Source organism: Acinetobacter sp. WC-323 (genome assembly GCF_000314615.1).
GTDB classification, from domain to species: domain Bacteria; phylum Pseudomonadota; class Gammaproteobacteria; order Pseudomonadales; family Moraxellaceae; genus Acinetobacter; species Acinetobacter courvalinii.
This window is the reverse complement of sequence record NZ_AMZS01000023.1, coordinates 36506-63461: the sequence shown is the minus strand read 5'-3', so window position 1 is coordinate 63461 and position 26956 is coordinate 36506. Positions and strand designations below refer to the sequence as shown.

25 protein-coding genes are annotated in these 26956 nt (G+C 45.3%); 14 read left to right on the top strand and 11 right to left on the bottom strand.

Annotation, left to right across the window (positions count from 1 at the left end; genetic code table 11):
• Positions 1-123: 123 nt before the first annotated feature.
• Positions 124-1344: a phosphoserine phosphatase SerB gene (serB, locus tag ACINWC323_RS15355; protein ID WP_005228049.1), complete on the bottom strand. Its 1221-nt coding sequence runs from the start codon at positions 1342-1344 to the stop codon at positions 124-126.
• 68 nt (positions 1345-1412) lie between these two features.
• Between serB and ACINWC323_RS15360 the strand changes: the two genes are divergently transcribed.
• The 8 genes from ACINWC323_RS15360 (at position 1413) to glmS (ending at position 9684) form a co-directional block, all read left to right on the top strand.
• On the top strand, positions 1413-2705 hold the full coding sequence (locus ACINWC323_RS15360) for a hypothetical protein (RefSeq protein ID WP_171062160.1): 1293 nt from the start codon (positions 1413-1415) through the stop codon (positions 2703-2705).
• A gap of 255 nt (positions 2706-2960) precedes the next feature.
• Positions 2961-4082: a bifunctional 3,4-dihydroxy-2-butanone-4-phosphate synthase/GTP cyclohydrolase II gene (gene ribBA / locus ACINWC323_RS15365; RefSeq protein ID WP_005228053.1), complete on the top strand. Its 1122-nt coding sequence runs from the start codon at positions 2961-2963 to the stop codon at positions 4080-4082.
• Between the two features lie 11 nt (positions 4083-4093).
• A complete protein-coding gene (gene ribH, locus ACINWC323_RS15370; protein ID WP_004659764.1) occupies positions 4094-4564 on the top strand; it encodes a 6,7-dimethyl-8-ribityllumazine synthase in 471 nt (156 codons plus the stop codon).
• A 3-nt stretch (positions 4565-4567) separates the two neighbouring features.
• Complete coding sequence (gene nusB, locus ACINWC323_RS15375) at positions 4568-5017, top strand: transcription antitermination factor NusB (protein WP_005060316.1); 450 nt, start codon at positions 4568-4570, stop codon at positions 5015-5017.
• A gap of 13 nt (positions 5018-5030) precedes the next feature.
• Positions 5031-5948: a thiamine-phosphate kinase gene (thiL, locus tag ACINWC323_RS15380; protein WP_009508877.1), complete on the top strand. Its 918-nt coding sequence runs from the start codon at positions 5031-5033 to the stop codon at positions 5946-5948.
• The gene (locus ACINWC323_RS15385) at positions 5926-6447 is read left to right on the top strand and encodes a phosphatidylglycerophosphatase A family protein (RefSeq protein ID WP_005228057.1); all 522 of its coding nucleotides are present in this window, start codon (positions 5926-5928) and stop codon (positions 6445-6447) included. The genes thiL and ACINWC323_RS15385 overlap by 23 nt, the downstream gene beginning before the upstream one ends.
• 21 nt (positions 6448-6468) lie before the next feature.
• Complete coding sequence (gene glmU / locus ACINWC323_RS15390; RefSeq protein ID WP_032881077.1) at positions 6469-7833, top strand: bifunctional UDP-N-acetylglucosamine diphosphorylase/glucosamine-1-phosphate N-acetyltransferase GlmU; 1365 nt, start codon at positions 6469-6471, stop codon at positions 7831-7833.
• 12 nt (positions 7834-7845) lie between these two features.
• The gene (gene glmS / locus ACINWC323_RS15395) at positions 7846-9684 is read left to right on the top strand and encodes a glutamine--fructose-6-phosphate transaminase (isomerizing) (RefSeq protein ID WP_009508858.1); all 1839 of its coding nucleotides are present in this window, start codon (positions 7846-7848) and stop codon (positions 9682-9684) included.
• 84 nt (positions 9685-9768) lie between these two features.
• Here the strand turns inward: glmS and ACINWC323_RS15400 are convergent, their stop codons facing one another.
• From ACINWC323_RS15400 to pncA, 3 genes are all read right to left on the bottom strand, one after another.
• Positions 9769-10407, bottom strand: coding sequence for a YitT family protein (locus ACINWC323_RS15400; protein ID WP_009508846.1), 639 nt, complete (start codon positions 10405-10407; stop codon positions 9769-9771).
• Positions 10408-10609: 202 nt separating this feature from the next.
• On the bottom strand, positions 10610-11074 hold the full coding sequence (locus tag ACINWC323_RS15405; RefSeq protein WP_005228065.1) for an Lrp/AsnC family transcriptional regulator: 465 nt from the start codon (positions 11072-11074) through the stop codon (positions 10610-10612).
• A gap of 86 nt (positions 11075-11160) precedes the next feature.
• The gene (pncA, locus tag ACINWC323_RS15410; RefSeq protein ID WP_032881083.1) at positions 11161-11799 is read right to left on the bottom strand and encodes a bifunctional nicotinamidase/pyrazinamidase; all 639 of its coding nucleotides are present in this window, start codon (positions 11797-11799) and stop codon (positions 11161-11163) included.
• A 292-nt stretch (positions 11800-12091) separates the two neighbouring features.
• On the opposite strand from pncA, the gene dapA reads away from it, so the two are divergent.
• The 3 genes from dapA to purC are packed head-to-tail and all read left to right on the top strand — an operon-like array spanning position 12092 to position 14361.
• Entirely contained in the window at positions 12092-12985 is an 894-nt protein-coding gene (gene dapA / locus ACINWC323_RS15415) for a 4-hydroxy-tetrahydrodipicolinate synthase (RefSeq protein ID WP_009508863.1), read from the top strand.
• Between the two features lie 15 nt (positions 12986-13000).
• A complete protein-coding gene (locus ACINWC323_RS15420; protein WP_005228071.1) occupies positions 13001-13606 on the top strand; it encodes a hypothetical protein in 606 nt (201 codons plus the stop codon).
• Positions 13607-13641: 35 nt separating this feature from the next.
• Positions 13642-14361: a phosphoribosylaminoimidazolesuccinocarboxamide synthase gene (gene purC, locus ACINWC323_RS15425; RefSeq protein WP_005260273.1), complete on the top strand. Its 720-nt coding sequence runs from the start codon at positions 13642-13644 to the stop codon at positions 14359-14361.
• Between the two features lie 56 nt (positions 14362-14417).
• On the opposite strand, the gene ACINWC323_RS15430 is transcribed toward purC, so the two are convergent.
• From ACINWC323_RS15430 to ACINWC323_RS15460, 7 genes are all read right to left on the bottom strand, one after another.
• Positions 14418-16157, bottom strand: a complete 1740-nt coding sequence (locus ACINWC323_RS15430) for an amidohydrolase (protein WP_009508871.1) — start codon at positions 16155-16157, stop codon at positions 14418-14420.
• 140 nt (positions 16158-16297) lie between these two features.
• Entirely contained in the window at positions 16298-17416 is a 1119-nt protein-coding gene (locus tag ACINWC323_RS15435) for an acyltransferase family protein (RefSeq protein ID WP_009508847.1), read from the bottom strand.
• A 143-nt stretch (positions 17417-17559) separates the two neighbouring features.
• Positions 17560-19818: an ATP-binding cassette domain-containing protein gene (locus ACINWC323_RS15440; protein WP_009508852.1), complete on the bottom strand. Its 2259-nt coding sequence runs from the start codon at positions 19816-19818 to the stop codon at positions 17560-17562.
• 147 nt (positions 19819-19965) lie between these two features.
• The gene (locus tag ACINWC323_RS15445; RefSeq protein ID WP_126687574.1) at positions 19966-21240 is read right to left on the bottom strand and encodes a replication-associated recombination protein A; all 1275 of its coding nucleotides are present in this window, start codon (positions 21238-21240) and stop codon (positions 19966-19968) included.
• Between the two features lie 83 nt (positions 21241-21323).
• Entirely contained in the window at positions 21324-22511 is a 1188-nt protein-coding gene (gene ampC / locus ACINWC323_RS15450; RefSeq protein ID WP_009508908.1) for a class C beta-lactamase, read from the bottom strand.
• Positions 22512-22536: 25 nt separating this feature from the next.
• Positions 22537-23700, bottom strand: a complete 1164-nt coding sequence (locus ACINWC323_RS15455) for a PQQ-dependent sugar dehydrogenase (protein ID WP_009508906.1) — start codon at positions 23698-23700, stop codon at positions 22537-22539.
• 110 nt (positions 23701-23810) lie between these two features.
• A complete protein-coding gene (locus ACINWC323_RS15460; protein ID WP_005282236.1) occupies positions 23811-24263 on the bottom strand; it encodes a YcgN family cysteine cluster protein in 453 nt (150 codons plus the stop codon).
• Between the two features lie 186 nt (positions 24264-24449).
• Between ACINWC323_RS15460 and ACINWC323_RS19620 the strand changes: the two genes are divergently transcribed.
• The 3 genes from ACINWC323_RS19620 (at position 24450) to mutY (ending at position 26947) form a co-directional block, all read left to right on the top strand.
• Positions 24450-24608, top strand: coding sequence for a DUF1328 domain-containing protein (locus tag ACINWC323_RS19620; RefSeq protein ID WP_004776391.1), 159 nt, complete (start codon positions 24450-24452; stop codon positions 24606-24608).
• Positions 24609-24769: 161 nt separating this feature from the next.
• A complete protein-coding gene (locus ACINWC323_RS15470) occupies positions 24770-25507 on the top strand; it encodes a dienelactone hydrolase family protein (RefSeq protein WP_009508827.1) in 738 nt (245 codons plus the stop codon).
• A gap of 402 nt (positions 25508-25909) precedes the next feature.
• The gene (mutY, locus tag ACINWC323_RS15475) at positions 25910-26947 is read left to right on the top strand and encodes an A/G-specific adenine glycosylase (RefSeq protein ID WP_009508808.1); all 1038 of its coding nucleotides are present in this window, start codon (positions 25910-25912) and stop codon (positions 26945-26947) included.
• Positions 26948-26956 lie beyond the last annotated feature (9 nt).

Sequence of the window (26956 nt, the reverse complement as noted above, 5' to 3'; positions counted from 1 at the left end):
TCAGAAATTTTTTATCGTTGTTTTTCTATACATTTAGACATAAATATGACGGAATCATGACGTGTTAAAAATGAATAAGGCCGCTTAAAAAGCGGCCTTATTTTGACACCCCAAATTGCTGTCTTAAGCGCGATTCAGGTCTTTATCATGCATACCCAACAAGTACAAAACACCATCTAAACCCACACTGGAAATGGCTTGATTGGCATTTTGGCGAACTAAAGGTTTGGCACGGAAGGCCACCCCGAGACCGGCAATCGAGAGCATCGGTAAATCGTTGGCACCATCGCCCACTGCCATGGCCTGTTCCAAAGAAATCCCCATTTTCTCCGCCAGCTGGCGAAGCAGTTCAGCCTTGCGCGCACCATCGACAATGGCGCCTTTGACCTCACCTGTCACCACGCCATTTTCAACGTCGAGAATATTGGCATGCACTTCATCAATTCCTAATTTTGCTTGCAGGTATTCAGCAAAATACTGGAACCCACCCGATAAAATTGCGGTCTTGTATCCTAAGGCTTTCAAGGTTGAAATCAGGCGCTCCGCCCCTTCAGTCACGGTTAGCCGTTCTGCAATTTTAGGTAAAACTGAAGCATCCAGACCTTTGAGTAGAGCAACACGGGCACGGAAACTTTGCTGGAAATCCAGCTCACCGAGCATGGCACGCTCGGTAATTTCCGCCACCTTGGCACCTACACCCGCCTCGAGTGCCAGTTCATCAATCACTTCTTGCTCAATCAGGGTAGAGTCCATATCGAAGCAGACCAGACGGCGATTACGGCGATAGGCATTATCTTCCTGTACCGCAACGTCAATATTCAACTCACCTGACAAGCTCAGGCAGGCTGCACGCATGGCTTGCGCATCGAGCATCTGCCCACTCAGTCCAAACTGAACACAGGCCCGGCGTGGGAAAGGACTCTCGGTATCCAGCTCCAGACGTCCGGACAAGCGCGTGACCGTCTCAATATTAAAACCCTGACTGGACACGATTTTTGTCACCGCCTGCAAATGCGCAGCGGTAAGTTCCGGAGCCAGTGCCGTCACGATATAACGGGTTCGTCCGCCTTCACTCACCCATTGATCATATTCTGCGTTGGAGATTGGTTTAAATCGCACTGTTAGGCCAATATCATGTGCTAAAATCAGGATCTCTTTCATTGCCAATGCAGTAGCAGTCTCATTATCCGATGCAACAACGATCCCGAGGGTCAGTTGATTGTGGATAACGGCCTGACCTACATCAAGTATTTGCAAAGAATGTACGGATAGTACCTGCATTAATCGAGTAAACTGATTCGGTTGATCGGGTCCTAGAAAGGATATAAGAATGATTTCTCGCATGAATTGACTCGTGGTTGAGCGACAACTATTGTATGTAAGAATCATAACATAACCGAACCTAAATCTATTTGCCTTGGAAGTTTAACTTGAATGCGCCTCGCCAAGGGCTATTTGCTAGCCTACTGATCGTAAGTTTTGCATTGCATACCTTTTTATTGGTGATTGCAACGACACATCAACTCAATGAAAACCGCGCCAGCCAAGGGCAACTGATGACCAGTCAGTTAGTGGCAGATACGCTTTCGGAACTGGAACCCGCCAATACCGTCTCTTTGGCACTGGTCGCGAATCGTTATGCCACCAATCCAAGTGTTGCTTCGATTCGTATTCTGGATGCCAATAAGCAAGTGCTTGCCACCAGTGGTATGTCAAAAACCCGCCAAGGCGAAGTATTTGTTCGTGATGCATTGCAAAACGAGAAAAAGGTTGGCACGGTTGAAATTACCCTGATCCAGCCTAGTATCGGTGAAATCTTACGTACTCAGTGGTTAGCAATTTTAGTGTCATTATTTATTCATGGCCTGATCTGGCTGGCTTATCGTGCCATTGCCCGTCCAACCCGCAGTGAATATCTGGCCCGTATTAATCAGGAAAATCATCTTAAGCATGAAATTCAACGTTTAACTCAGGCATTGGCGCTGGAAAAACAAAATACCGTCACGTTGGTCGCTCAGGCGCAACAGCAGGCCAAAGCACAAAGCAAGGCGCGCATCGAGAAGCGTCCGGCAGAAGCGGTTCAACTGGATGATCAGGCCCTGGCTTTGAACATTCAGTTCTATGATCCAAAACAACTGCTGAACAGTGTCAATCAGTCTGTATCGGTGCCGTATTTTAAACTGTGCCAGTTGTTCCTGGATAAAAGTATCGATTTATGTGCCAAGCATTATCAAATCGATGCCGCTAAAATTCAGGTGACGCAAGAGTTTGATAGCGAAGGTGCTACCCTCACCACCAACACAGAACACGCTCAAGCACTCGAGTGCCTGATGATGGTCGGTGCCGTGTTCCAGCTGTTGTCGGATGTTCTGTATAAACGTTATCGCGAAGATAAACGTTTTGCCTTGCAAACCCGTGGCGCGGTTGCTGGCGCGGTGGATGCCATGCAGCTGGATGCGGTTGAAGCAGCGAAACGCTTAACTCAACACCTACATGCCAAAGAAGCGGCTTTACACCTGAATCATGATCAGCTGAAAACCATTCAGAATAATTATGAACTGGTGGCGATGCCAAACCCAAGCAACATCATGACCCGCCATGCATTCATGATTAACGGTATGAATGAAGCCTGTGCAACCGTGGCACAGACGCTACGTACTGAAATCCTGATGGGCAAAAAAGCCAAAGCAGCAACTGAATCTTGATTTAAGCATTGCAGCTTAAATTTAAAGAAGGCTTTGTGAAATAACAAAGCCTTCTTTTTTTCCACTGTACATTCATCATAAAAATCAGCTGAAAAAGTACAAGGCCACCACTTCAGATCAAGCCCATATCTGCTTTTGCACATGGCATATTTGAATTGATCAAGAAGCACAGGCGAAATTTTTTAAAATGCGGTAAACTATGCCAGATTTATCGAATACTAGAGCCTTAAAAGGCAACATCAAAGGTGAAAGCGAATGCCGCTGAGTCGTGTTGAAGAGCTTGTCGCAGATATTCGTGCAGGCAAAATGGTCATCCTGATGGATGATGAAGATCGTGAGAATGAAGGTGACCTGGTCATCGCCGCAACGCATGTTCGCCCTGAAGATATTAACTTCATGATTACCCATGCACGTGGTCTGGTCTGCCTGACCCTAAGCCGCGAGCGTTGTAAGCAACTCAATCTGCCATTAATGGTAGATCAGAACGGCGCACAGCATGCGACCAACTTCACGCTTTCCATTGAAGCAGCAGAAGGCATTAGCACCGGTATTTCAGCAGCTGAACGTGCGCATACCATTCGTACCGCGGTGGCTGCCCATGCCAAGCCAAGTGATATCGTACAGCCAGGACATATTTTCCCATTGATGGCACAACCGGGTGGGGTGTTACACCGTGCAGGTCATACCGAAGCAGGTTGTGATTTAACCCGTTTGGCGGGTCTTGAACCGGCATCCGTGATCTGTGAAATTATCAATGATGACGGTACCATGGCACGTCGCCCAGATCTGGAAGTGTTTGCAGAAAAACATGGTTTAAAAATTGGGACCATTGCAGACCTGATTCATTACCGTATGACCAATGAGCAAACCGTTGAACGTTTGTCTCAAGAAAGCATCGAAACTGAATACGGCGCATTTGAATTGTACAAATACCGTGAAATCGGTAATCCGGACATTCATGTTGCCTTGGTCAAAGGTGAACCGAAACAGGGTGTCACCACCGTGCGTGTGCATGGTTTCAGCCCGATTCGTGACTTGTTAAAGCTGAATAAAGCAGACGGTTCACCGGCATGGAATCTTGATCTGGCCATGAAAACCATTGCTGCAAGTGATCGTGGCGTGCTGGTCTGGATCGGTCAGGATCATTTAGAAGATTTAGGTCCGGCATTAAATAGTTTGAATCAGCCAAAACCGCTGAAATCGAATGCCGCACTGTCTCATCAATACCAGACCATTGGTGTCGGTGCACAGATTTTACGTGACTTGGGTGTTGAGAAAATGAAGTTGTTAAGTTCTCCACTTCGTTTCAATGCCCTGTCAGGATTTAATTTAGAGGTAGTGGAATACATCACTGCCGATCAAATCACAGCAAAATAATCGAGGTTGCTATGGCAATTCGCCGTATTGAAGGTTTATTACATCTCGCAAGCGAAGGTCGTTATGCGATCTTAGTCGGTCGTTTCAACAGCTTCGTGGTTGAACATTTACTTGAAGGCGCAATCGACACGTTAAAACGTCATGGCGTTTCAGAAGACGCGATTACGGTTATTCATGCACCAGGTGCATGGGAACTGCCGATCGTTGCGAAAAAATTAGCGGCTTCAAATAAATTTGATGCCATCATTGCCTTAGGTGCAGTGATCCGTGGTAGCACACCACATTTTGATTTTGTTGCAGGCGAATGTGCGAAAGGTTTAGGTGTGGTTGCACTTGAAAGCACAATGCCAGTGATCAATGGTGTCTTGACGACAGACAGCATTGAACAAGCAATTGAACGTTCTGGTACGAAAGCAGGTAACAAAGGTAGCGAAGCTGCATTGACTGCAATCGAAATGGTTAACTTATTAAAGGCAATTTAAAGCATGTCGCAAACACTTCAGGCCGCTTATGCAGCGAAACGCAAAGCACGTCGTTTTGCTGTACAAGGGATTTATGAATGGCAAATGAGTCATAACCCTGTACACGAAATTGAAGCACGCACGCGTGTTGAAAATGCGATGCACAAAGTTGACCTCAACTATTATCATGAATTGCTCACTCAAGTGGTTGCTCAACATGAAGCTTTAGATGAGCTCCTCATCCCGGTACTTGACCGTGAGTTATCTGCCCTCGATGGTGTAGAGCTTGCAACTTTGCGTTTAGGCGCTTATGAACTCCGCGATCATCTCGAAGTGCCGTATCGTGTTGTACTTGATGAAGCAATTGAATTAGCGAAACACTTTGGTGGTGCAGACAGCCATAAATACATCAATGGTGTATTAGACCGTCTTTCATCAAAACTTCGTGAAGCTGAAAAACAGCAAGCAAAATAACAGGCTTGTTTACATGGCTGAGTTCTCTATTATCGAGCGTTACTTTAAGCGCACATCTACTCAAGATGTAAGTTTAGGCATCGGTGATGACTCAGCCATTGTCACTCCCCCTCCCGCACAACAACTAGTAATCTGTGCAGATACACTGGTTGCTGGCCGACATTTCCCCCTAGATACTGCCGCGCATGCCATTGGCTGGAAAAGTGTCGCCGTCAATTTATCGGATCTGGCGGCCATGGGCGCAAAACCCCACAGTATTTTACTGGCACTCAGCTTACCGACCGTAGATCATGACTGGCTGGCCGGATTTAGCCAGGGGCTTTTCGATTGCTGCGATCAATTTGCTGTCAGTCTGATCGGGGGCGATACCACCCAAAGTACCCAACTCACCATCAGTGTGACCGCCCTAGGCTGGATTGAGTATGGTCAGGCGATTACCCGTGCAGGTGCGCAGGTTGGCGACTATATTTGTGTCAGTGGACAAGTTGGAGACGCAGCCTTTGGCTTGCAACATCTTGGACATGCCCTGCAACAACGTCTGGATTATCCAACACCACGCTGCCAACTCGGTCAGCAGTTGAAAGGCCTGGCCTCCAGCATGATTGATGTGTCCGATGGTCTGGCTCAAGACCTGGGTCATATTCTCAAGGCATCCAATGTCGGTGCAAAATTACAGCTCGACCAACTTCCGTTGGATTCATCACTAAAACAACTCGATCTGCAACAGGCTTGGCATTATGCCCTTGCTGGTGGTGATGATTACGAATTATGCTTTACAATATCACCGCAAAACTTTAAAGAACTGTCGCGACAACAATTAGATGTTCCGATTACAATAATCGGCGAAATTACCCAACAAACTGGATTGTTATTTGAGTATCAGGGCAAACCCTGCCCGTTACATGTTCATGGATACCAACACTTTGCATAAACCTCCCATTCACTTTAACCAAATGACTTGGTTTGACCGTTTCATCGTGTTTTGCGGTGTCGGTTTCGGTTCTGGTTTAGCGCCTAAAGCACCGGGGACCTTTGGTTCGGCCTTTGCCCTGTTATTTACCCCGCTCTGGGTTTATCTCGGTCTGTCTGCCAGTATTATTGTCGTGATTTTCATGTCCTTGATTGGCATTTACATCTGTGGACATACCGCAAAAGTGATCAACGTTCACGACGATGGACGTATTGTATGGGACGAGTTTGCAGGACAATCCATTACCTTGCTGCCTTTACTTTATTTACAACAAGTAAACTGGGTATGGGTCATTGCCGGTTTCATTCTATTCCGTATATTTGATGTCTGGAAACCTTTCCCGATCAGTTGGGCAGACCAGAAAGTCTCTGGCGGCTTCGGAATCATGCTGGATGACATCATTGCAGGAATTTGGGCAGCACTGTGTATTTTTATTATCCATTTTTATATTTTGACTTAAGCCATTGAATTAGAGTTAGTTATGTCAACAACTGTTATTATTCTTGCAGCAGGAAAAGGAACGCGAATGCGTTCAAAATTACCAAAAGTATTACAACCACTTGCAGGACGTCCATTGCTTGGGCACGTGATCCAGACCGCAAAAAAGTTACATGCCGATAAGATTATTACGATTTATGGACATGGCGGCGAGCTGGTTCAACAACGCTTTGCAACGGAACAGGTTGAATGGGTTGAGCAAGCAGAACAATTAGGTACCGGCCATGCGGTTCAAATGACCTTACCGGTGCTACCACAAGAGGGTATTTCGCTGATTTTATCCGGTGATGTTCCATGTATTCATGCTAATACCCTACAAAAATTATTAGATGCCGCTACACAGACCGGCATTGGCCTGGTAACACTGACGGTAGAAGATGCCACAGGCTATGGCCGCATTGTCCGTCAAGACGGTAAAATTCAGGCCATTGTTGAGCATAAAGATGCCAGTGAAGCACAACGCCAGATTAAAGAATTTAATACTGGTATTTATGCGGTGAGCAACGCAAAACTGCATCAGTGGTTGCCTCAACTTTCCAATGAAAATGCCCAAGGCGAATATTACCTGACCGATATTGTGGCAATGGCCATTGCGGACGGAATGGAAGTTGCCTCAGTTGAACCAGATCTGGCCTTTGAGGTGGATGGTGTCAATAACCGTCTCCAGCTGGCGACGCTAGAACGTCAATTTCAGCAACAGCAAGCTAAAGAGCTGATGGAACAGGGCGTGCATTTGATTGACCCGAATCGTTTTGATTTACGTGGCAACCTCAAGTGCGGTCAGGATGTGCAGATTGATATCAATGTCATTATTGAAGGTGACTGTGAACTGGGTGATAACGTCCAGCTCGGTGCAGGCTGTATCTTAAAAAATACCCGTATCGCTGCCGGAACCAAAGTACAGGCCTATAGTATTTTTGAAAATGCGGTTGTAGGCGAGAATACCCAGATTGGGCCTTTCGCACGCTTACGTCCAGGCGCCAATCTTGCCAATGACGTCCATATCGGTAACTTTGTTGAAGTCAAGAATTCCAATATCGGTCTGGGTTCTAAAGCCAATCATTTCACTTATCTAGGTGATGCTGACATTGGTGCAGGCTGTAATATTGGTGCAGGCACCATTACCTGCAACTATGACGGTGCCAACAAACATCGTACCATCATTGAAGATCATGTCTTTATTGGAACCAATAACTCACTGGTTGCACCGATCAGAATCGGTCAGGGTGCGACTACAGGTGCGGGATCTACCTTAACACGAGATGTAGCTGAGCGTAGTTTGGCTGTGGAACGATCAAAGCAGTTTGAAAAAGCGGATTATCAACGTCCCCAAAAACTGAAAAAATAAGAGGATAAAATTATGTGTGGTATTGTTGGTGGCGTTGCTGAACGTTGTGTAACCGAGATTCTGATCGAAGGTCTCAAGCGTCTGGAATATCGTGGCTATGACTCTGCAGGTTTAGCCTTATTGAATAAACAGCAAATCTTACGTGAACGTCGCGTGGGTAAAGTGGCTAATCTGGCTGAAGCTGTAGCAGAACAAAATTTAACCGGCAATGTAGGGATTGCACACACCCGTTGGGCAACCCACGGCAAGCCGACTGAAAACAATGCGCATCCGCACGTTTCTGGCAATGTTGCAGTAGTCCATAACGGTATTATCGAAAACTATCAAGAACTTAAAGATGAATTACAAGCTTTGGGTTATGTCTTTACCTCACAAACCGATACCGAAGTTGTGGCGCATCTGGTGAATGATGCACTCAAGCAAACCGATAGTCTGCTAGAAGCAGTACAACAGATTACTCCTCGCCTGAAAGGTGCTTATGCACTGGGTATTGTGCATACCGCACACCCAGACGAATTGATCACCGTACGTGAAGGTTCACCACTGGTGATTGGGGTCGGGATCGGCGAGAACTTTATCAGTTCTGACCAGTTGGCCTTATTACCTGTGACCAATCGCTTCGTTTATTTAGAAGAAGGCGATATTGCACGCTTAACCCGTAACAGTATTGAAGTTTTTGTTAACGGCGAGCCTGTACAGCGTCCGGTCAAGGAATTAGATGCGACCGTTAGCAATGCGTCTAAGGGTGAATATAAGCACTTCATGCTCAAAGAAATTTATGAGCAACCTGAAGCGATCCAGCAAACCATTTCTCAGGCATTGAATGGCAATAGCTTACGCGAAGATTTCCTCAATCATGCCGATGCAGATTTCAGTAAAATCCAGCAAATTCAAATTATTGCCTGTGGTACCAGCTACCATGCCGGCATGATTGCCAAATACTGGTTCGAACAATTAATTGGTGTACCGTGTCAGGTTGAAATCGCAAGCGAATTCCGTTACCGCAGCCCTGTGATTGTGGCAAATACCTTGTATATCTGTATTTCTCAATCTGGTGAAACGGCAGATACCTTGGCTGCATTGCGTGAAACCCAAAAACGTGCCAAAGCCAATAACATTACCATCAGCACCATGACCATCTGTAACGTTGCGACCTCTTCTATGGTGCGTGAAACAGATCATCATTTACTGACACTGGCAGGCCCTGAAATCGGGGTGGCTTCAACCAAAGCCTTTACCACCCAACTTGCAGCATTAATGTTATTGATCCTGAAAATCGGTCAGGTGAAACAACGCCTGTCTGATGCACAGCTCAATGAAATCACCACTGCATTATGGCACTGCCCGAAAGTGATTTTGGATACCTTACAGGGTGATACTGAAATTCTGCGTTTGTCAGCGCTGTTCGTTGAAAAAAATCACTGCCTGTTCTTGGGTCGTGGTACGCATTTCCCAATTGCACTTGAAGGCGCATTGAAGCTAAAAGAAATTTCATATATTCATGCTGAAGGCTATGCCGCAGGTGAATTGAAGCATGGCCCACTGGCTTTGGTAGATAATGAAATGCCGGTGGTCATTTTAGCTCCGCAGGATGATATGCTCGACAAACTCAAATCGAACATGGAAGAAGTACAGGCCCGTGGTGGTGAACTGTTTGTTTTCGCAGATGAAAATAGCGGTATCCATGGCAAAGACCGTCAGCATGTTGTGCATGTTCCAGCTGTCAATGAATGGTTAGCACCAATCGTTTACAGCGTCCCGGTACAACTGTTGTCTTACCATGTGGCCGTATTACGTGGAACCGATGTCGATCAACCGCGTAACCTTGCCAAGAGTGTAACGGTAGAATAAAGAGAGAAAGAGAAGAAGGGTTCGCCCTTCTTCTCTGCTTTTACAGTTTATTAATTCATATAAAAACAATAATTTAAAATAATTTTATGCGATATAGCGTGTGGTTTTATGATTCAGCAAAATAATCGAATTAAGAATAACCACGCCCATAATAGAAACCAGAATCAACTTCCAGTCGACGAACAGCAGCGACGTGAGCAAAATTGCCAGATCAATTCCCAACTGTACCTTACCCGCTGGAATATTGAAGCGTTCCTGTAAATATAAAGCCAGTAAATTGATACCGCCTAAACTGGAACGATGTCTAAATAAAATTAGGAAACTCACCCCCATCAAGACATTGGCAAAAATCGCCGCATAAATCGGATGAACATCAGAGAGATGAAAAAATTGCGGAATGAAGGCAGTAAACCCGGCCAGTAAGGCAACAGCGATAAAGGTTTTTACCACCAATGCCATCCCCATTTTCTTATAGGCAAAATAATAGAACGGGATATTGATAAAGAAAAATAAAATACCAAATTTGATGTCGGTAATATAATGCAGTAGCAAAGACAGTCCTGCTGTACCACCCGTCATAATGCCGGCTTGCTGTAATAAGGTCATGGCAAAAGAAAGGATAAATGTTCCCGTCAACAGTGCCAACGCATCTTCAATTTTGGAATGTTGGTCAATAATAGGCACGACTGGACTGACCAGAGATACATTTTGCTCGGTATTCATAAAGATATAACTCAATCACGGAACAGCAGAAGGGAGAGACGCCTTTCAAAGAAAGGGCGGCATATTTGATCATTTTTATTCTAAATACGCAATTTATTCTTATATTTTTGCCATAAATGCAATTTATATTCAAAATAAGCCTTTTTGTATAAACAGCCTATTTTCAATCAGCGCTTGTTTCCCATTGATGGGAAATTCGTTTTTATTTAATCGCGATCCCGTTTTCCTTGAGCTTTTCCAAAACAATCGAGGTATTCAGATTGCTGACGCCAAAAGTTTGCGAAGAAAGAATACCGATCAATTTGACCATTTCATCCAGATTTTTCACCGCAACTTTCAGGGCAAAATCATAACTTCCGGTCAGTTTATGAATGTCTTTCACTGCCGGTTCATTCAGAAGAAACTCCACAAAACGATCATGGGTCGCATCATGATAATTCTGTAATTTCACTTCAATAATGCCCATGATTGGCGCAGGGTCAGCGCTCAACGCAATTTGTGCATAATAACCAGTAATGATTTTTTTCTGTTCCAGCTGCACACGACGGCGTGAACATTGTGAGGTCGACAAACCTACCAGTTCAGCCAGTTCCTGATTGGCCAAACGTCCATTCATTTGTAAATGATGAATAATTTTCTGATCAAAATCATCGAGTTCGACTGTCATAAAATGCTCAATTCTGCCTTAAGTTATGATTTAGCGGATGCTGATCCATCATTTTCCAGCAGTTTAACGCCTTTCGCTCAGGCAGCTCAAGCTGATGCCAAAATCGCACCCGACTGAATACGCTGTACGCCCTGTACCAACATGCTCTGCCATGCACTCTGCAGTGAGCCATTCAAATCTATGGCTTTACAGGCATCCTCAATCACATAGGTTGTAAAACCCATCTGTACGGCATCCAGTGCCGTCCATGCCACACAAAAATCAGTGGCAATTCCCACAATATAAACCGTATCAATTTGATGTTCTTTTAAATAGCCGTTGAGACCGGTCGGTGTTTTACGATCTGCCTCCATAAAAGCAGAATAACTGTCAATCTCGGGGTGAAAACCTTTACGGATTATCAACTGCGCCGTTGGAATATCCAGCGCCGGATGAAAGTCGGCATCCGCTGTGCCCTGCACACAATGCTTGGGCCACAATACTTGGGTGCCATAAGGCAATTCAATCGTTTCAAAAGGTGCTTTATGCTGATGATTATCGGCAAAGGAAATATGCTGATCGGGATGCCAGTCTTGGGTCAGCACCACCATTTCAAACTGTCGCGCCAGCTGATTAATCAGTGGAATAATCTGATCGGCATCCGTGACTGCCAAGTTTCCACCTGGGGTAAACCCGTTTTGTACATCCACAACAATGAGTGCGCTGTGTTTCACATGTGTATGCATATTGTGATTCATTCTGGATTGCTGGCTCCTTTCTAACATACGCTGCTCTGTATCGTCTGGCTACTTTCAATTGAACTTTTCTTAACATGAAAATTATTCAGGTAAAAGTTGAATTAAAGTTTTCGGCTGTTTGACTAAAGCATATTGTTCTTATGCCGCTGATCAGTCATAATTTGCATAATTGTCATTCAATCGAATTCATTATTGGACGACGAATCAAAATACTGCAACCATCCACTATTTCGTTTCAACTAATTCAATCTCGGATGGGAAAATAGGATAGTTTTTTAAAATGACTCAGCTAGCACAGAATATTCAAGGCTCAATTGTCGCACTCGTCACCCCTATGTTTGAAGATGGTCGCGTAGATTGGAAGAGCCTGGAGAAGCTCGTTGAGTGGCACATCCAACAAGGTACACATAGTATTGTTGCTGTTGGCACAACGGGCGAAGCCTCAACATTAAGCATGGAAGAACATACACAAGTCATCAAAGAAGTGATCCGTGTAGCCAATAAACGCATCCCAATTATTGCGGGTACCGGTGCAAACTCCACACGCGAAGCAATTGAGCTGACCAAAGCAGCAAAAGAACTCGGTGCAGATGCCGCCTTGCTGGTAACGCCATATTATAACAAACCCACCCAAGAAGGCTTATATCAACACTATAAAGCAATTGCTGAAGCAGTTGATATTCCACAAATTCTTTATAATGTTCCAGGTCGTACTGGCGTAGATATGCACAACGAGACTGTTATTCGTCTTGCTGATATTAAAAACATTGTTGGGATTAAAGATGCAACTGGCGATGTACCCCGCGGTCAAGCCCTCATCGAAGGTTTAAAAGGTAAAATCGCAGTCTACTCAGGTGATGATGAAACGGCCTGGGAACTGATCTTGCGTGGTGCGAAAGGTAATATTTCGGTGACTGCCAATGTCGCACCAAAACAAATGAGCGAAGTTTGTGAAGCTGCATTAGCGGGCGATCAAGCCAAAGCACAAAGTCTGAATCAGCAAATTGCAAATCTACACAATATTTTGTTTTGCGAATCAAACCCAATTCCTGTGAAATGGGCGTTGCATGAGATGGGATATATCAGTACAGGTTTACGCCTGCCATTAACCGCTCTAGCAGAACAATATCGTGAACCTCTCCGCACAGATTTGAAAACTGCGGGAATTATTTAATACGAGCAATTTATGATGCAATTACGTCTTGGTGTTGTCCTAGTCATTTCAGCTTTAAGTTTGGCTGGTTGTGGTCGTTTTGCCCTCAATAATCATTCTTTAGATTATAAAAAAGCGCAAGCGCTTGAACCACTCAAGTTCCCTGAGAATGCAACGGTAAGACCATTTACGCCATTGTATCCGGCACCAACGGTTGACCCGCTTGCGATTGAACATGCGCCGACATTTGAAAACAAGACCGGCAACCGTTATGCACTTCCTCGCCCAGAGTCAGTGCAAACTGCACCTAGCAACACAACTGAAGCGACAGCAACTAGCCTGGGTCGCCCACAACTGGTGATGGACGGAAATAAAAATCCATTGCTGAAAGTGGATGGTCCGACTGCAACGGCTTGGCAATATACTTTTGCAACGGTGAGCAGCCTCAACTACAAAGTCATCTCTCAGGCAGATCATGGCTATGAAGCAACCATTCAAGTCGGTGAGCAAAACTATCTACTCAAGCTTACGGCTGTTGGCTCAAGCAATACCATTGCATTGTTCAAACTTGATACAACCTTTGCAGACCCTGCGGTTGCAACGGAAGTATTAGCCCAGATTTACCAAAACTGGCCAGCCTAGTCGTTTACTAGGCATTTTTTTCAAAAGGTTCCCTCATGTTAAAACAAACCTTGCTCTATACTGGTAAAGCTAAATCTGTATATGAAACAGATAACGCTGATCACCTGATTTTAGTCTTCCGTGATGATGCCTCGGCATTCAATGGCGAAAAAATCGAGCAACTCGATCGTAAGGGCAAGGTCAACAACCGTTTTAACGCCTTCATCATGGATAAACTGGCTGAAGCAGGTATTGAAACGCATTTTGAAAAATTGCTTTCTCCAACTGAAGTATTGGTTAAAAAACTTCAGATGATTCCGGTGGAATGCGTTATTCGTAACTATGCTGCTGGTTCACTTTGCCGTCGTTTAGGCGTTGAAGAAGGTAAGGAATTAACACCACCAACATTTGAGTTATTCTTCAAGGATGACGCGCTTGGCGATCCAATGGTGAACGAATCTCAAGCAATTGCTTTAGGTTGGGCGACTGCTGAACAGCTGGAAAAAATGAAAGAACTCACTTACCAGGTCAATGATGTGCTTAAGGCATTATTCGATGCGGGTAATATGATTCTGGTCGATTTCAAACTTGAATTCGGCGTGTTCCACGACCGTATCGTATTGGGTGATGAATTCTCTCCAGACGGTTGCCGTTTATGGGATAAAGATACCAAGAAAAAACTGGATAAAGACCGTTTCCGCCAAGGTTTAGGTGGTGTGGTCGAAGCATATGAAGAAGTTGCGGCACGTTTAGGCATTAACCTAGATGACATCTAAGCTGAGCTTAGATCGCATAAAAAAACCGAGCTAAATGGCTCGGTTTTTTTATGTCTTTAGTTTCTTATATCCTGATAAATCAGTTTGCCTTCTTTATAGGTTGCCAACACCTTAATGTTTTTAATCTCTCGACTTGGGACAGTCAACGGGTTCTGATTTAGAATTACCAGATCTGCCAGTTTACCCTGGGCTAATGTTCCTTTCTGCTGCTCTTCAAAATATTGATAGGCAGCCCAGTCTGTCATGGACTTTAATGCCAGATAAGGGCTAATGCGCTCCTCTGCCCCCAAAACATAATTACTCCGTGTGACTCGGTTTACCGTGGCATCGAGCATCATCATACTGCTCGGGGGTACCACAGGTGCATCATGATGTTCGGTAAAGATCAGATGCTTTTTTAAAGCCGTTGCGGTTGGCGAAATATGGGCAGCTCGAGTTTCGCCTAAGGTTTGCTGACGATGCCAGTCTCCCCAGTAAAAAGTATGTAGCGAGAAGAAGGAAGGAATAATGTCTAAGGCCTGAAGCTGATCCAGCTGATCATCACGAATGGTTTGCGAATGGATCAGTACACTGCGCCGATCTGCTGGTCCTTGTTTCGTAGTCGCATCTTTCACTGCTCTAATGAACTGGTCAATGGCCGCATCACCATTGGCATGCGCAAGGACTTGCCAGCCTTGTTTAAAGGCTAAATTGATATAATCCTTCACCTGTTGATCATTGCTGATTGCCGCATAGCCTTTATAGCTTTTATCCTTGCCTTCGGGTGGCACGACATAGGGTTGTGTCAGCCAGGCAGTTTTGCCCTGAGGTGAGCCATCCAGACTGATTTTCACGCCACCAATACGGAAATGCTGATCATAGTGATGGCTGCTGCCCTGTTTGAGCATATAGTCCTCACTGGTGGTAATATCCGGATAAGACACCACATCTATTGGCAGTCGATTCTGCTTGGCTAGAGCGTGCCACATTTCCGTGGTGCCCTGATCTGCCCGCCCTTCCTGCACGGTGGTAAAACCATTTTTCACATAGGCATCTATGCCTTTTTCTGCAATCTGGAACATTACCGCAGGAGGTACATCTTTAAAAATTGAGCCAATGGCGCTAAATAAAGCGGATTCTTCTAACACGCCATTGGGAACATTTAAATGGGCTTCACGGCGAATCACGCCACCCGCTGGATTCGGCGTATTCTGATCAATCTTCAGCAATTCAAGTGCTTTATGATTTACAGAAGCCAGATGTCCGGATTGATGCAGAATCATCACCGGCTGCTCGGTTGAGACGCGATCGAGATCGGCTGCGGTAGGATGTCTTTTTTCATTGAGTTGCGCGTCATCATAGCCATTCCCCAAAATCCAGCCGCCCATGGTTTTAATCACAGCTGGATTCTGGGCTTTCCATTGATTCAACACATTCACCAGTGAATTGATATCCGAGACCTGTCCATCAGGTTGCGGATATAGATTGGCGACCATCTGGTGAAAACCCACCATATTCACATGGCTATGCGCATCAATAAAGCTGGGCAATAAAGTTTTATTTTTGAGATCAATGGTTTGAACAGTTTTATCTGCCAAGCGTTCAGCCTGCTGCTTTGCACCCACAAAACGGATTTTTCCATCTTTCACTAACAGTGCTTCTGCATATTCAGGCCTATTGCCCGACATGGTCAGAATCGGCCCACCATAAAACAGTTTTTCGCTGGAACTGACGGGGATGGATGACGTTGCACAGCCTGATAGAACAATTGAAAAAGAAGTGACCCATGCACATTGACGTAGATGGTTACGGTTCATATTTTTAAACCCATATTTTTATTATGCCTTTCTGATTAAAACTGATTCTGCCCCGAATAGAAAGCATTCACTGATTATTTTTGTAATGTTTGTTCAATTTTTTAAGGGTTATGGCAAAGAATCTGATCTTATCCTAAAGATTAAAATAATTTCGCCAGTTTGTTCGATAGCTTAATCGCGGCATCGTCAATATAACGGCTATATAACTGCGCCAAAACGATACTGACCAACATCGTAAACAGGCTCGCCAGCAATCCTGCATTGAAATAAGAGAACGCCAGCTGCACATGTAAAAGATTAAAGAATGGAATCCCCAACGCATACAGGATCGCCAAGTGAATCAGATAAATTGAAAAAGACACTTTGCCCAGAAACACCAAGGCACGTCGATCAAAACACCGGGCCAGCCATTTGCCTTTTAACACAGCATACACAACTAGAAAGCCACCAAGAAAATTCAAATAATCGTAGGTCTGTTCGCCCAGAAATGATCTAAACAACTGATAGCTCAAGCTACTATTATGTGCCCCGCAAAAATACAGTCCTAATAAAAACAACAGTATAGATATAGCGGTGCTTAACTCTGCCGCATAGAGAAATAGCCCCATTCCCAAAATAAAGCTGAGTATGCCAAGCAATACGGTTTGCGAAATCATGGAAGCGGCTGCAACACTGAGGAGCAAAAAGAGGCCAGATAAAATCGGCTGTTTGCCATATAGGAAACTGGCCAGATAAATCACCAATGAGCCAAGCAATTCAATTTGCATGGTCCACAACACCCAGTTGTAGCTTGAATCTCCAAACAGAAATGCACCGATACTGCCCTCATAAAGTGCCGTGGTCAGCTGGGGATGAGGATTGGCTAAAGCAGCCCCCCATTCTGAAACATGCGACACATCAACCGGTACAAAACAGACCAGATAGGCGATGATACAAGAGACAAATGCCGGGATGGCCAAACGCGGATAACGCTTGATCAGTGACTTTTTCAGCTGAATGGCGGTATTCTGTTTTTTAAAACTGGACAAGGCCAAGACAAAGCCGCTTAAGACAAAGAAGACAAAAACCGCGCCGGTGCCTGAATAAAAGAAGGCCAAGGGAGAATGATGTAATTGTGCAAAAACAGGATATCCGGGAACCTTGCTCCAGCCAAAATTATGCATCTGGGGAAAGAAGGTTAATGACAAATGTGATAACACAACGGCGAGACATGCCAAGCCCCGGATACTTTCCGCTGCATTAATTTTGTTTGTGGTCATGCTGAAGCTTGATCATCCTTGATAAGCGGGGATGATGCGACCTTTTATCCAGAGTGTCTAGGGGCCGCTTACAAAAATATCATGCTCGATACCAAGTGATGACATGAGCCTGACTTGCTGGTAGACCCTGCCATCTTTTTCTATTAGCGATTTAAATAATCTCTTAAATAATGCGCCGTATAAGATTCGGTATGTGCTAATAACTGGCTCACAGGACCTGCAAACATCAGTGCTCCGCCCTGTTCACCCGCCAATGGGCCAATATCAATAATCCAGTCTGCCTGTGTCATGATTTCCAGATTATGCTCAATCACGATAACCGTGTTGCCCTGATCAACGATGCGATTTAGCAGCTGGATCAGTTTAACCGTATCAGACGGATGCAAACCTGTACTCGGCTCGTCCAGTATAAAAATATTATCGCTCTGGTTAAGCTCACGGCTGAGTTTCAGGCGTTGTCGCTCTCCACCGGAAAAGCTATTCAGGCGTTGCCCGATAGCAATATAGTCCAGTCCTAAATCCATCAAGGTCCTGAATTGTTGCTTTAATTTGGCTTCTTCAAAAAATTCATACGCCTCTGCCACCGTCATTTTTAAAGCATCGGCAATGTTCTTGTCTTTATAAAGATAGTTGAGGACCTGCGCTGCATAGCCTGAGCCATGGCAGACCTCACAGACCATTTCGACATCATCCAGAAAGGCCAGCTCAATTTTCTCAATCCCTAAACCTTTACACTGCGGACAGGCCCCTTCACTGTTAAAACTAAACAGTTTCGCGCTGACCTTATTCTGTTGCGCATATAACTGGCGAATGCTGTCCAGCAGGTCCAGATAAGTCAGTAAATTTGACCGGATCGTTGTAGTTATGGCGGATTGATCAATGATTTTGACTTCCGGATATTGTTGCGGTAATACTTTGCTCATCAGTGTACTTTTACCTGAGCCCGCAACGCCCGTTACCACCGTCAGACAATGCTTGGGAATATCGACACGAATATTCTTCAGGTTAAAGAGCCGCGCATTTTTTATGGTCACTTTTTCCGGACTGCTGCGTGGGATCTGTTTATAGTGATTGGGGCGCTGGAAAAACTGTCCGGTTAAACCCGAGGAGCTTTTCAGATCGGCAAAACTACCCTGATAAATTACTTCACCACCGTTTTTTCCGGAAAAAGGTCCCATATCAATCACATGATCCGCAATCCGGATCAGGTCTGGGTCATGTTCTACCAACAGCACACTATTGCCCTTGTCCCTGATTTTTTGAATGATCTGGATAATATTTTCCAGATCTTTAGGATGCAGGCCAATACTGGGTTCATCGAAAATATAGAGCAGATCGACCAGACTATTGCCTAGATGCTTGACCATTTTGATCCGTTGCGACTCGCCACCCGATAAAGTATTACTGACCCGATCTAGCGTTAGATAACTCAGCCCAACCAGATTTAGATAATGCAGTTTATTGCGAATCTCATGTAATACCGTCTCCAGCTTTTCATTCTCGATCGAATCGATAAAATTCAGCAATTTAGCCACCGATAAGGCGGTGCAGTCGGAAATATTTTTACCCTGTATTTTACAGCTCAGCGAAGTTTGATTCAGACGTTGTCCCTGACAGAGACTGCATTTTTTGACAATAATGACCTTGTCCAGAATATGGCGATAACGGTTACGCTCTTGGGCTTCACCTTTTAGAAAATTGCGCTCAAACCGTGGGATCAGACCTTCATATAAGGCGGTTTTTCTCCAGTCTTGGCGAGGATGGCGCGGTTTATGCTGCGCTGCATGTAAGAAAAGCTCCCACTCTTCGGCATCATAATCCTTAAGCTTTTTATCCAGATCAAAATAACCCGAGTCGGCATAACGGGTCCAGCGCCAGGCATGTGGCTGATAGGTCGGAAAGTCGATTGGGCCTTCATTCAGTGATTTGTCTAGATCCAGAATTTTATAGATATCAATGGTCTGTTCCAGACCAATCCCCTCACATTGCGGGCACATGCCATTGGGATGATTGAACGAAAAAATATGCGAATAGCCCACAAAAGGCTCACCCATGCGTGAAAACAATAACCTCAAATTGGCATATATATCGGTAATGGTCGCGATGGTCGAGCGGATATTTCCGGTCAACGGCTTCTGGTTGATGATCACGGGAACATTCAGATTTTCAATTTTATCGACATCCGCCACACCAAAATGCTGCAAGCGATTGCGCACAAAACTGTCCTGTGTTTCATTGATTTGGCGTTGCGCTTCGGCGCCAATGGTCTCAAAAACCAGTGAAGATTTACCTGAACCTGAAACACCCGTGAACACAACGATTTTGTTTTTGGGAATTTTTAATGAAATATTTTTAAGATTATTTTGCCGCGCGCCGTAAATATTGATTGTTCTGCTACTCATCTGCCGTCTCGCTATGCTCTTTAAAACCACGATAAGCCAAAAAGAATGTGAGAGATGTAGCTGTTTTTATGAATAAATGAAATTGATGTAATGCAGCACTGGATCGCCAAAGCTGTGACCATCCAGCGCTATAAAACTAGAGATAATTTATTGTTGCTGATCTTGCTGCTGCCAACGGCGCTGTTGTAAACGTTCGCCTTCAACTTCACGCTTATTCAGGGCACGCTCATACAGCTTGGTACCGCGTAGCTCAGGTGGCAAATATTCCTGTAATACAAAATGTTCAGGATAATTATGCGGGTAGAGATAATCGACGCCATAGCCCTGCTGTTTCATTAACTTGGTCGGTGCATTGCGCAGATGTAAAGGCACAGGCAAGTTCGCCGTTTTTTCTGCCAGCTCCAGGGCACGGTTAATCGCCAGATAAGTACTATTACTTTTCGGGCTGGTCGCCAGATAAACAGCGCATTGGCCCAAAATAATCCGTGCTTCTGGCATGCCCACCGCCTGTACTGAACGGAAACATTCACCCGCCAGCAACAAGGCATTGGGATTAGAATTACCAATATCTTCCGATGCAGCAATCAACATTCGACGTGCGATAAACACCGGATCTTCACCGCCTTTCAGCATACGTGCCATCCAGTACAACGTTGCATCCGGATCACTCCCGCGAATGGATTTGATAAATGCCGACACCAGATCGTAATGCTGCTCACCGGATTTGTCATAGCGGGCAATATTTTGCTGCGCCACTTTGACCACAATCGCATTGGTGACCATATTTTCCACGTCAGGCTCAAAAGTACTGGCGATCAGGTCAATCAGGTTCAGTGCCTTGCGCGCGTCACCCGCTGCGAATTGAATCAGCGCATCATATTCTTCGATATGAATAAAACGCTCTTTTAAAAACTTATCCGTTTGAATCGCTTTATTCAGCAAGGTTTGAATCGCGTCTGCATCCAGACTGTTCAGGGTATAGACCTGACAGCGCGACAGCAACGCACTGTTTACTTCGAAGGAAGGATTCTCTGTGGTCGCACCGATCAAGGTAATTTTGCCTTTCTCAACAGCATTGAGTAAGGCATCTTGCTGCGACTTGTTGAAGCGATGTATTTCGTCAATAAACACCACAGGGGTCAACAGATCACCGCTTTCGGCAATCACTTCCCGAAGCTCTTTCACGCCCGTATTCAGCGCAGACAGACTCACAAAAGGACGATCCACCGCTTGCGCCAGTAATAATGCGATCGTGGTTTTTCCTACCCCAGGCGGTCCCCAGAAGATAATCGAAGGCAAATGCCCCTGATCAATCATTTGACGTAAAGGTGCGTTGTCGCCCAGTAAATGATCCTGTCCGATAATTTCTGACAAATCACGAGGACGTAAACGTTCAGGTAAAGGAATATGCGTATCTGACATCATCAATGGCTTTATGCTGTTTTATCCTAGTCTATTGTGTCTGACACAAATCTACAATTTGAATCTGCACTCACTGCGTCATTCTATTGCGCACTGTTGTGCTGAAGCAGTTGCTGGATCACGTGGTAGCTGGCTTTAATCCGTTCTTCATTCGGGAAATTGGTATTGGCCAACATCACGATGCCGATCTTTTGTTGTGGAATAAAGGCGGCATAAGCACCAAAACCGTTGGTCGCACCGGTTTTATTGAAGAAAGTCGCTGCTGGAGCAATTTTTGGCTGCGCGATGGGAGTCACTGCATGGCTTTCTAAGGCCATTTTGCTGGAATTACCCTGTAACAGGGTTTCCAATTTCGCCGGATAGGCATATTGCTCCCACCCCAGACCCTGTGTCATCGCGCCGACTTTAAAGTAGCCGACATGGGTATTTTCAATGGCTTTCCGCAGTGGCTGCTGCAACTGTTGCGGATTGATTTGTGCATCCAGAAATTTCAGCATGTCCGCGCTGCTACTTTTCACACCATAGGCTTCAGCATCAAACATTCCAGGCGATACACGCATGGCCTGATCCGCCTTATACCCCCATGCATAGTTCGGCAGCTGCTGCTCAGGCACCTGAATGAAACTTTGTTTCAGACCTAACTGAGGGAAAAGTGTTTTTTCCAGCAATTCGGTATAGGGCTTTTTCATTGCCGAGGCCGTGACATAGCCCATCAAGCCGATACTTGGGTTGGAATATTGACGCGCAGCGCCAACGGTGGTCTTCGGCTGCCATGCCTGAAAATACTTGATCATCTCCTGTTGCTGAACTACCTCATCAGGGAATTGCAACGGAAAACCGCCCGCAGTATAGGTGCCCAGATTCAATAAGGTGGCACGATTCACTGCACTATTTTTCAATTCAGGGAAATATTTGGCAGGATGATCAGACCATGACAGTTTGCCTTGTGCCTGTGCATAGCCTGCCAGGGTTGCATTAAAAGTCTTACTCACCGAGCCAAGTTCAAATAAGGTACTGTTGCGGATGGGTTGCTGGCTCTGTTTGGAAGCCACGCCATAATTGACAAAATAATGTTGTCCATTCAGGGTGATCCCAACTGCCATTCCCGGGATTTTGTATTGCTGTAAAAGCGGTTTAAATTGCTGATCAACGATCGCCTGAACCTGCTGCTCGGATAACTGTTGTGCCCAAAGTGGCGCACTGCCAGATAGAAGTCCTGCAAATACAAGCAATTGTTTTACAGGTCTAGAGAGACGTTTTGAATTTAGCATGGATCATTTCACTTTAAGTTAATCGTTAAGAAGCGCTGAGTTTAAGTAACTTGGCCTGTGGACCATCTTCAATGACCCAGATCGAACCATCTTGAGCCTGATGCAAACCACGAATCCGCTGTTTCATCTCCAGTCGCTGAATCTCTTGCACCGGTTGAGCTTTCAGGTCCACCACCACAATCGCTTTGGAAGATAATCCACCGATAATTGCCTTATGTTGCCATAAGGGGAACTGCTGACCTGAATAAATGATCAGGCTGGATGGTGAAATCACGGGTGTCCAGTCAATTGCCGGAGCTTTAAACTCGGGACGGGTACTGTGGTCAGGAATTGGCAAACCAGAATAATGATCGCCATTGGAGACTTTTGGATATCCATAGTTGGCCCCTTTCAGGATCAGATTCAGCTCATCACCACCTTTAGGTCCCATTTCGACCACCCAGAGTTGTCCGTTTTCATCAAAGGCCATGCCGAGTGGATTCCGATGACCCAGTGACCAGATTTCTGCCGACACGCCACCTTGCTGCTGAAATGGATTACCAGCCACAGGGGTGCCATCATCGTTCAGGCGCAACACTTTACCGAGATTAGTTTTTAAATCCTGAGCTGGATCAAACTTCTGGCGCTCCCCTGAACTGACCCACAACTTTCCATCTGAACCAAACAGCATGCGATGGCCATAGTGCCCTTGTCCCGAAACCTTCGGTACTTGCTGCCAGATGGTTTTTACCTCGGTCAGTTTAGGTTGCTGCGGGTTGGATAAATCCAGTTTGGCACGTGCAATCTCCGCGCCGTATCCACCTTGTCCCTTGCTGGCATAACTCAAATAGAGCCAGTGATTTTTCTGAAAATCGGGATGCAATATCACATCGCCAAGACCACCCTGTCCACCATAACTCACCACCGGAACACCTGAAACATTCAGGCTGGTCTTGGTTTTCGGATCAAATAATTTTAGTTGTCCTTTGCGCTCGGTAATCAGCAAACGCTGATCAGGCAAACTGGCGATTGCCCAAGGCTCATTAAATGAAGCCACCGTCTCAGTGCGGTATCTCTGCTGTGCGGTAGTGGACGAGGTCTGCTGCTCAGCATTTTGATCAGGGGTTTTGGAATTGGTATTGTTGGGGCCACAGGCCAACAAAAATAAAAAGCTGCTACATATCAAAGGTGTTATCAATACTTTATTCATTGCTTATCTCCCTCGTTATAAGACTCATCTTAAGGAGATATGCCCATCAAAATACTGTAAAAATGTTGTTTTATGCAAAGCAGATTTTGAACATCGGGTTCAATATGCCCTTAGCGCACCCAACGCACGATATAGTCTTCGATCTGCTCTTCATCGATCTCGCTTTCGGAGATACAACGTCCCGCAGCAGATTTCTTGGCCCGTATCACGCTTTGACGCGAACCGGTATTTAAATAATGCCATGAGGGCAAATTCTTGCCTTCACTCAAGCGACGGTAGGCACAGCTCGGCGGTAACCATGAAATCGTGGTGAGCCGCTCTGGGGTAAGCTGGATACAATCCGGTACTTGCTGCTGACGGTTAGGATAATCCGAACAACGCGCGGTTTTACAGTCCAGTAATTTGCATGACACTTTGGTATAGGCAACTTCGGCAGTCTCTTCATCTTCCAGTTTGACCAGACAACATAAACCACAACCATCACACAATGCTTCCCATTCCGCCTGATTAAGCTGATCAAGCGAATATTGTTTCCAGAAGTTAGGGCGCAGTTCGACGGACATACCAGTTGTTTCTATTTCAAGCGAGTTTATGATTATAGCATTGCTACCCCATCTCTTTCTTTCAATCTGTTTTTTTTCACTTAACATTTCTTTAAGTATTAAACATTTGAACCACAGAAACACCACATTTTGTTCAAAAAACCCACGCTATATTAGATTCATAACGAAAAATTAGGAGAACACGACATGTTCCGTTGGGCCATTATTTTTGCTGTAATCGCACTCATTGCCAGCTTATTAGGTTTTGGTGGTGTTGCCGGTTTATCGAAAGATTTCGCTGTAATCTTGCTGGTTGTAGCGGTGATTCTAGCCATTGTCGGCTTTATATCACGAGGTAAAGTCTAAGGATTTAACCCCTATAATAAAAAAAGAAGAATCTCCGTATTCTTCTTTTTTTATGCCTGAGCAAAATCCAGACCGCGGCATCTATTGTTTGACCATATCTTCAATTGAGCTTTTTTATGTTTTAATCAATGCATTCTCACAATACAGATCAGGATTATCGTATGAGCTTTTCGATCAATACCCGTGAAATTGAATATACCGCTCCAGACGGCCAACGCTTGGTTGGTTATTTCGCAACACCCGTCACCGATCAGGCTGTTGCCGGGGTGATTGTTGCGCCTGAATGGTGGGGCCGTAATGAATATACCGAACAGCGCGCACGTGAGCTGGCAGCGCATGGTTTTGCCGCGCTCGCGATTGATATGTATGGCGATAAAAAAGTCACGACAGCTGTACCGCAAGCATCGGCGTGGATGAACCAGACCTTTGAACAACCAGAGACCATTGTAGAGCGTGCACAGGCAGGTCTACAGACTTTAGCCACACAACCGGAAGTCAATGCTGAAAAACTGGCGGCCATTGGTTTCTGTTATGGGGGCAAGGTGGTGCTGGATCTGGCTCGTTCAGGCGCAGAAATCGAAGCGGTTGCGACCTTTCACGCAGTCTTAAGCCCGAAAGCACCGGCTGAAAAAGGCAAGGTCAAGGCCGAGATTTTAGTCCTGCATGGTGAACTGGACAGTATGGTCACTTTAGATGATGTGGCCAGCTTCCGTCAGGAAATGCATGATGCTGAAGTCGACCATGAAGTGATTATTTTTGAAGATGCCAAGCATGGTTTCAGTAACCCGCTTGCGGATGAACGCGCCAAAGCCAATAATGTTGACTTGGGTTATAACGCAGAAGCAGAGCGCCAAGGGCTTGAAGCAATGTATGAGCTGTTAGATAAACATTTGAAATAATCGGTAAATGATTTTTCAAAACGTCAATCCTAGTCAACATCCTCCTGATATTTAAGCTCATGCCAAGGCGGTATGGATGCTGACTGTTGGACTGCATTACAGAGTCGTAGCGAGTTCTGATCGAATTTCAGCATATGTCTTCGATGACTTACTTTTCATAGGTGAGGAGTATACTCCGCAAGGTAGGCAAAAATCCTCTATTGAGCTGATGGTACTTCCCTGATACTACAGCTCAACGGGCGGCATCCATGCCGCCTACCCAAACACAAATAACGACTGAAATTTAATACAAGTTTGAAATACTTTGCGATCTATACCCTGTTTATGTTTCAACATAATTTTAACGCCGCAAAAAGCCGCATTTCCGCTATACTACAGCCCTGCTTTTTACTGACCTGATTCATGCCTGATTTCTCATTTTCTGATGCCCTGCTTCACTGGTTCGACCAACACGGTCGCCATGACTTACCTTGGCAAATCGCCGATGATCCTTACACGGTCTGGGTCTCAGAAATCATGCTGCAACAGACCCAGGTCAAAACGGTACTGCAATATTTCGGTCGTTTTATTGAACGCTTTCCAACTGTCAAAGATCTGGGGCAGGCCAGTTGGGATGATGTCGCACCCTATTGGGCAGGACTCGGTTACTACGCCCGTGCACGCAACCTGCATAAAGCTGCAGGCATTGTCAGCCAGCAAGGTAAATTTCCAGAAACACTCGAACAATGGATAGAATTACCCGGCATTGGGCGCTCAACCGCTGGAGCACTGATGTCACTCGGTTTACGCCAGTATGGCGTGATTATGGATGGCAATGTTAAACGCGTTTTAGCGCGTTTTTTTGCCATTGAAGATGATCTATCTAAACCGCAACACGAACGGGCCCTGTGGCAAATTGCAGAAGAACTTTGTCCAAAAGAACGCAACCATGATTACACGCAGGCGATCATGGACCTGGGGGCGACCATATGTACCCCGAAAAAACCGTTGTGCTTATATTGTCCGATGCAGCAACACTGTCAAGCCTATCAACAAGGCTTAGAACAAGAACTGCCATTTAAAAAAGCCAAGAAACCGGTTCCGGTCAGAACAGCGAATCTATTAGTGATTCAGTCAGGTGATGAATGGCTGTGGCAACAACGGGAAGCCCATGGGCTCTGGGGCGGCTTATACTGCCTGCCGATCATTGAGCAAGCAACCGAATTACAACAGATTGAGCAGCACTTTAAATTGCAAGCTCAAGTATCATCGTTGCAGATTAGCCATAGCTTTACCCATTTTACCTGGTTACTGAATGAGCGGCTGTTCCACGTGGAACACGACCAAAAAGAACAGCTCAGTATTGAACTGAAGGGCATTTGGCTGAGTCCTGAGGCCGCCATTGCCAGAGGGGTCCCTACGGCAATGAAGAAACTGATTACAGCAAAGCAAAAAGCTTAAACGCCCTCC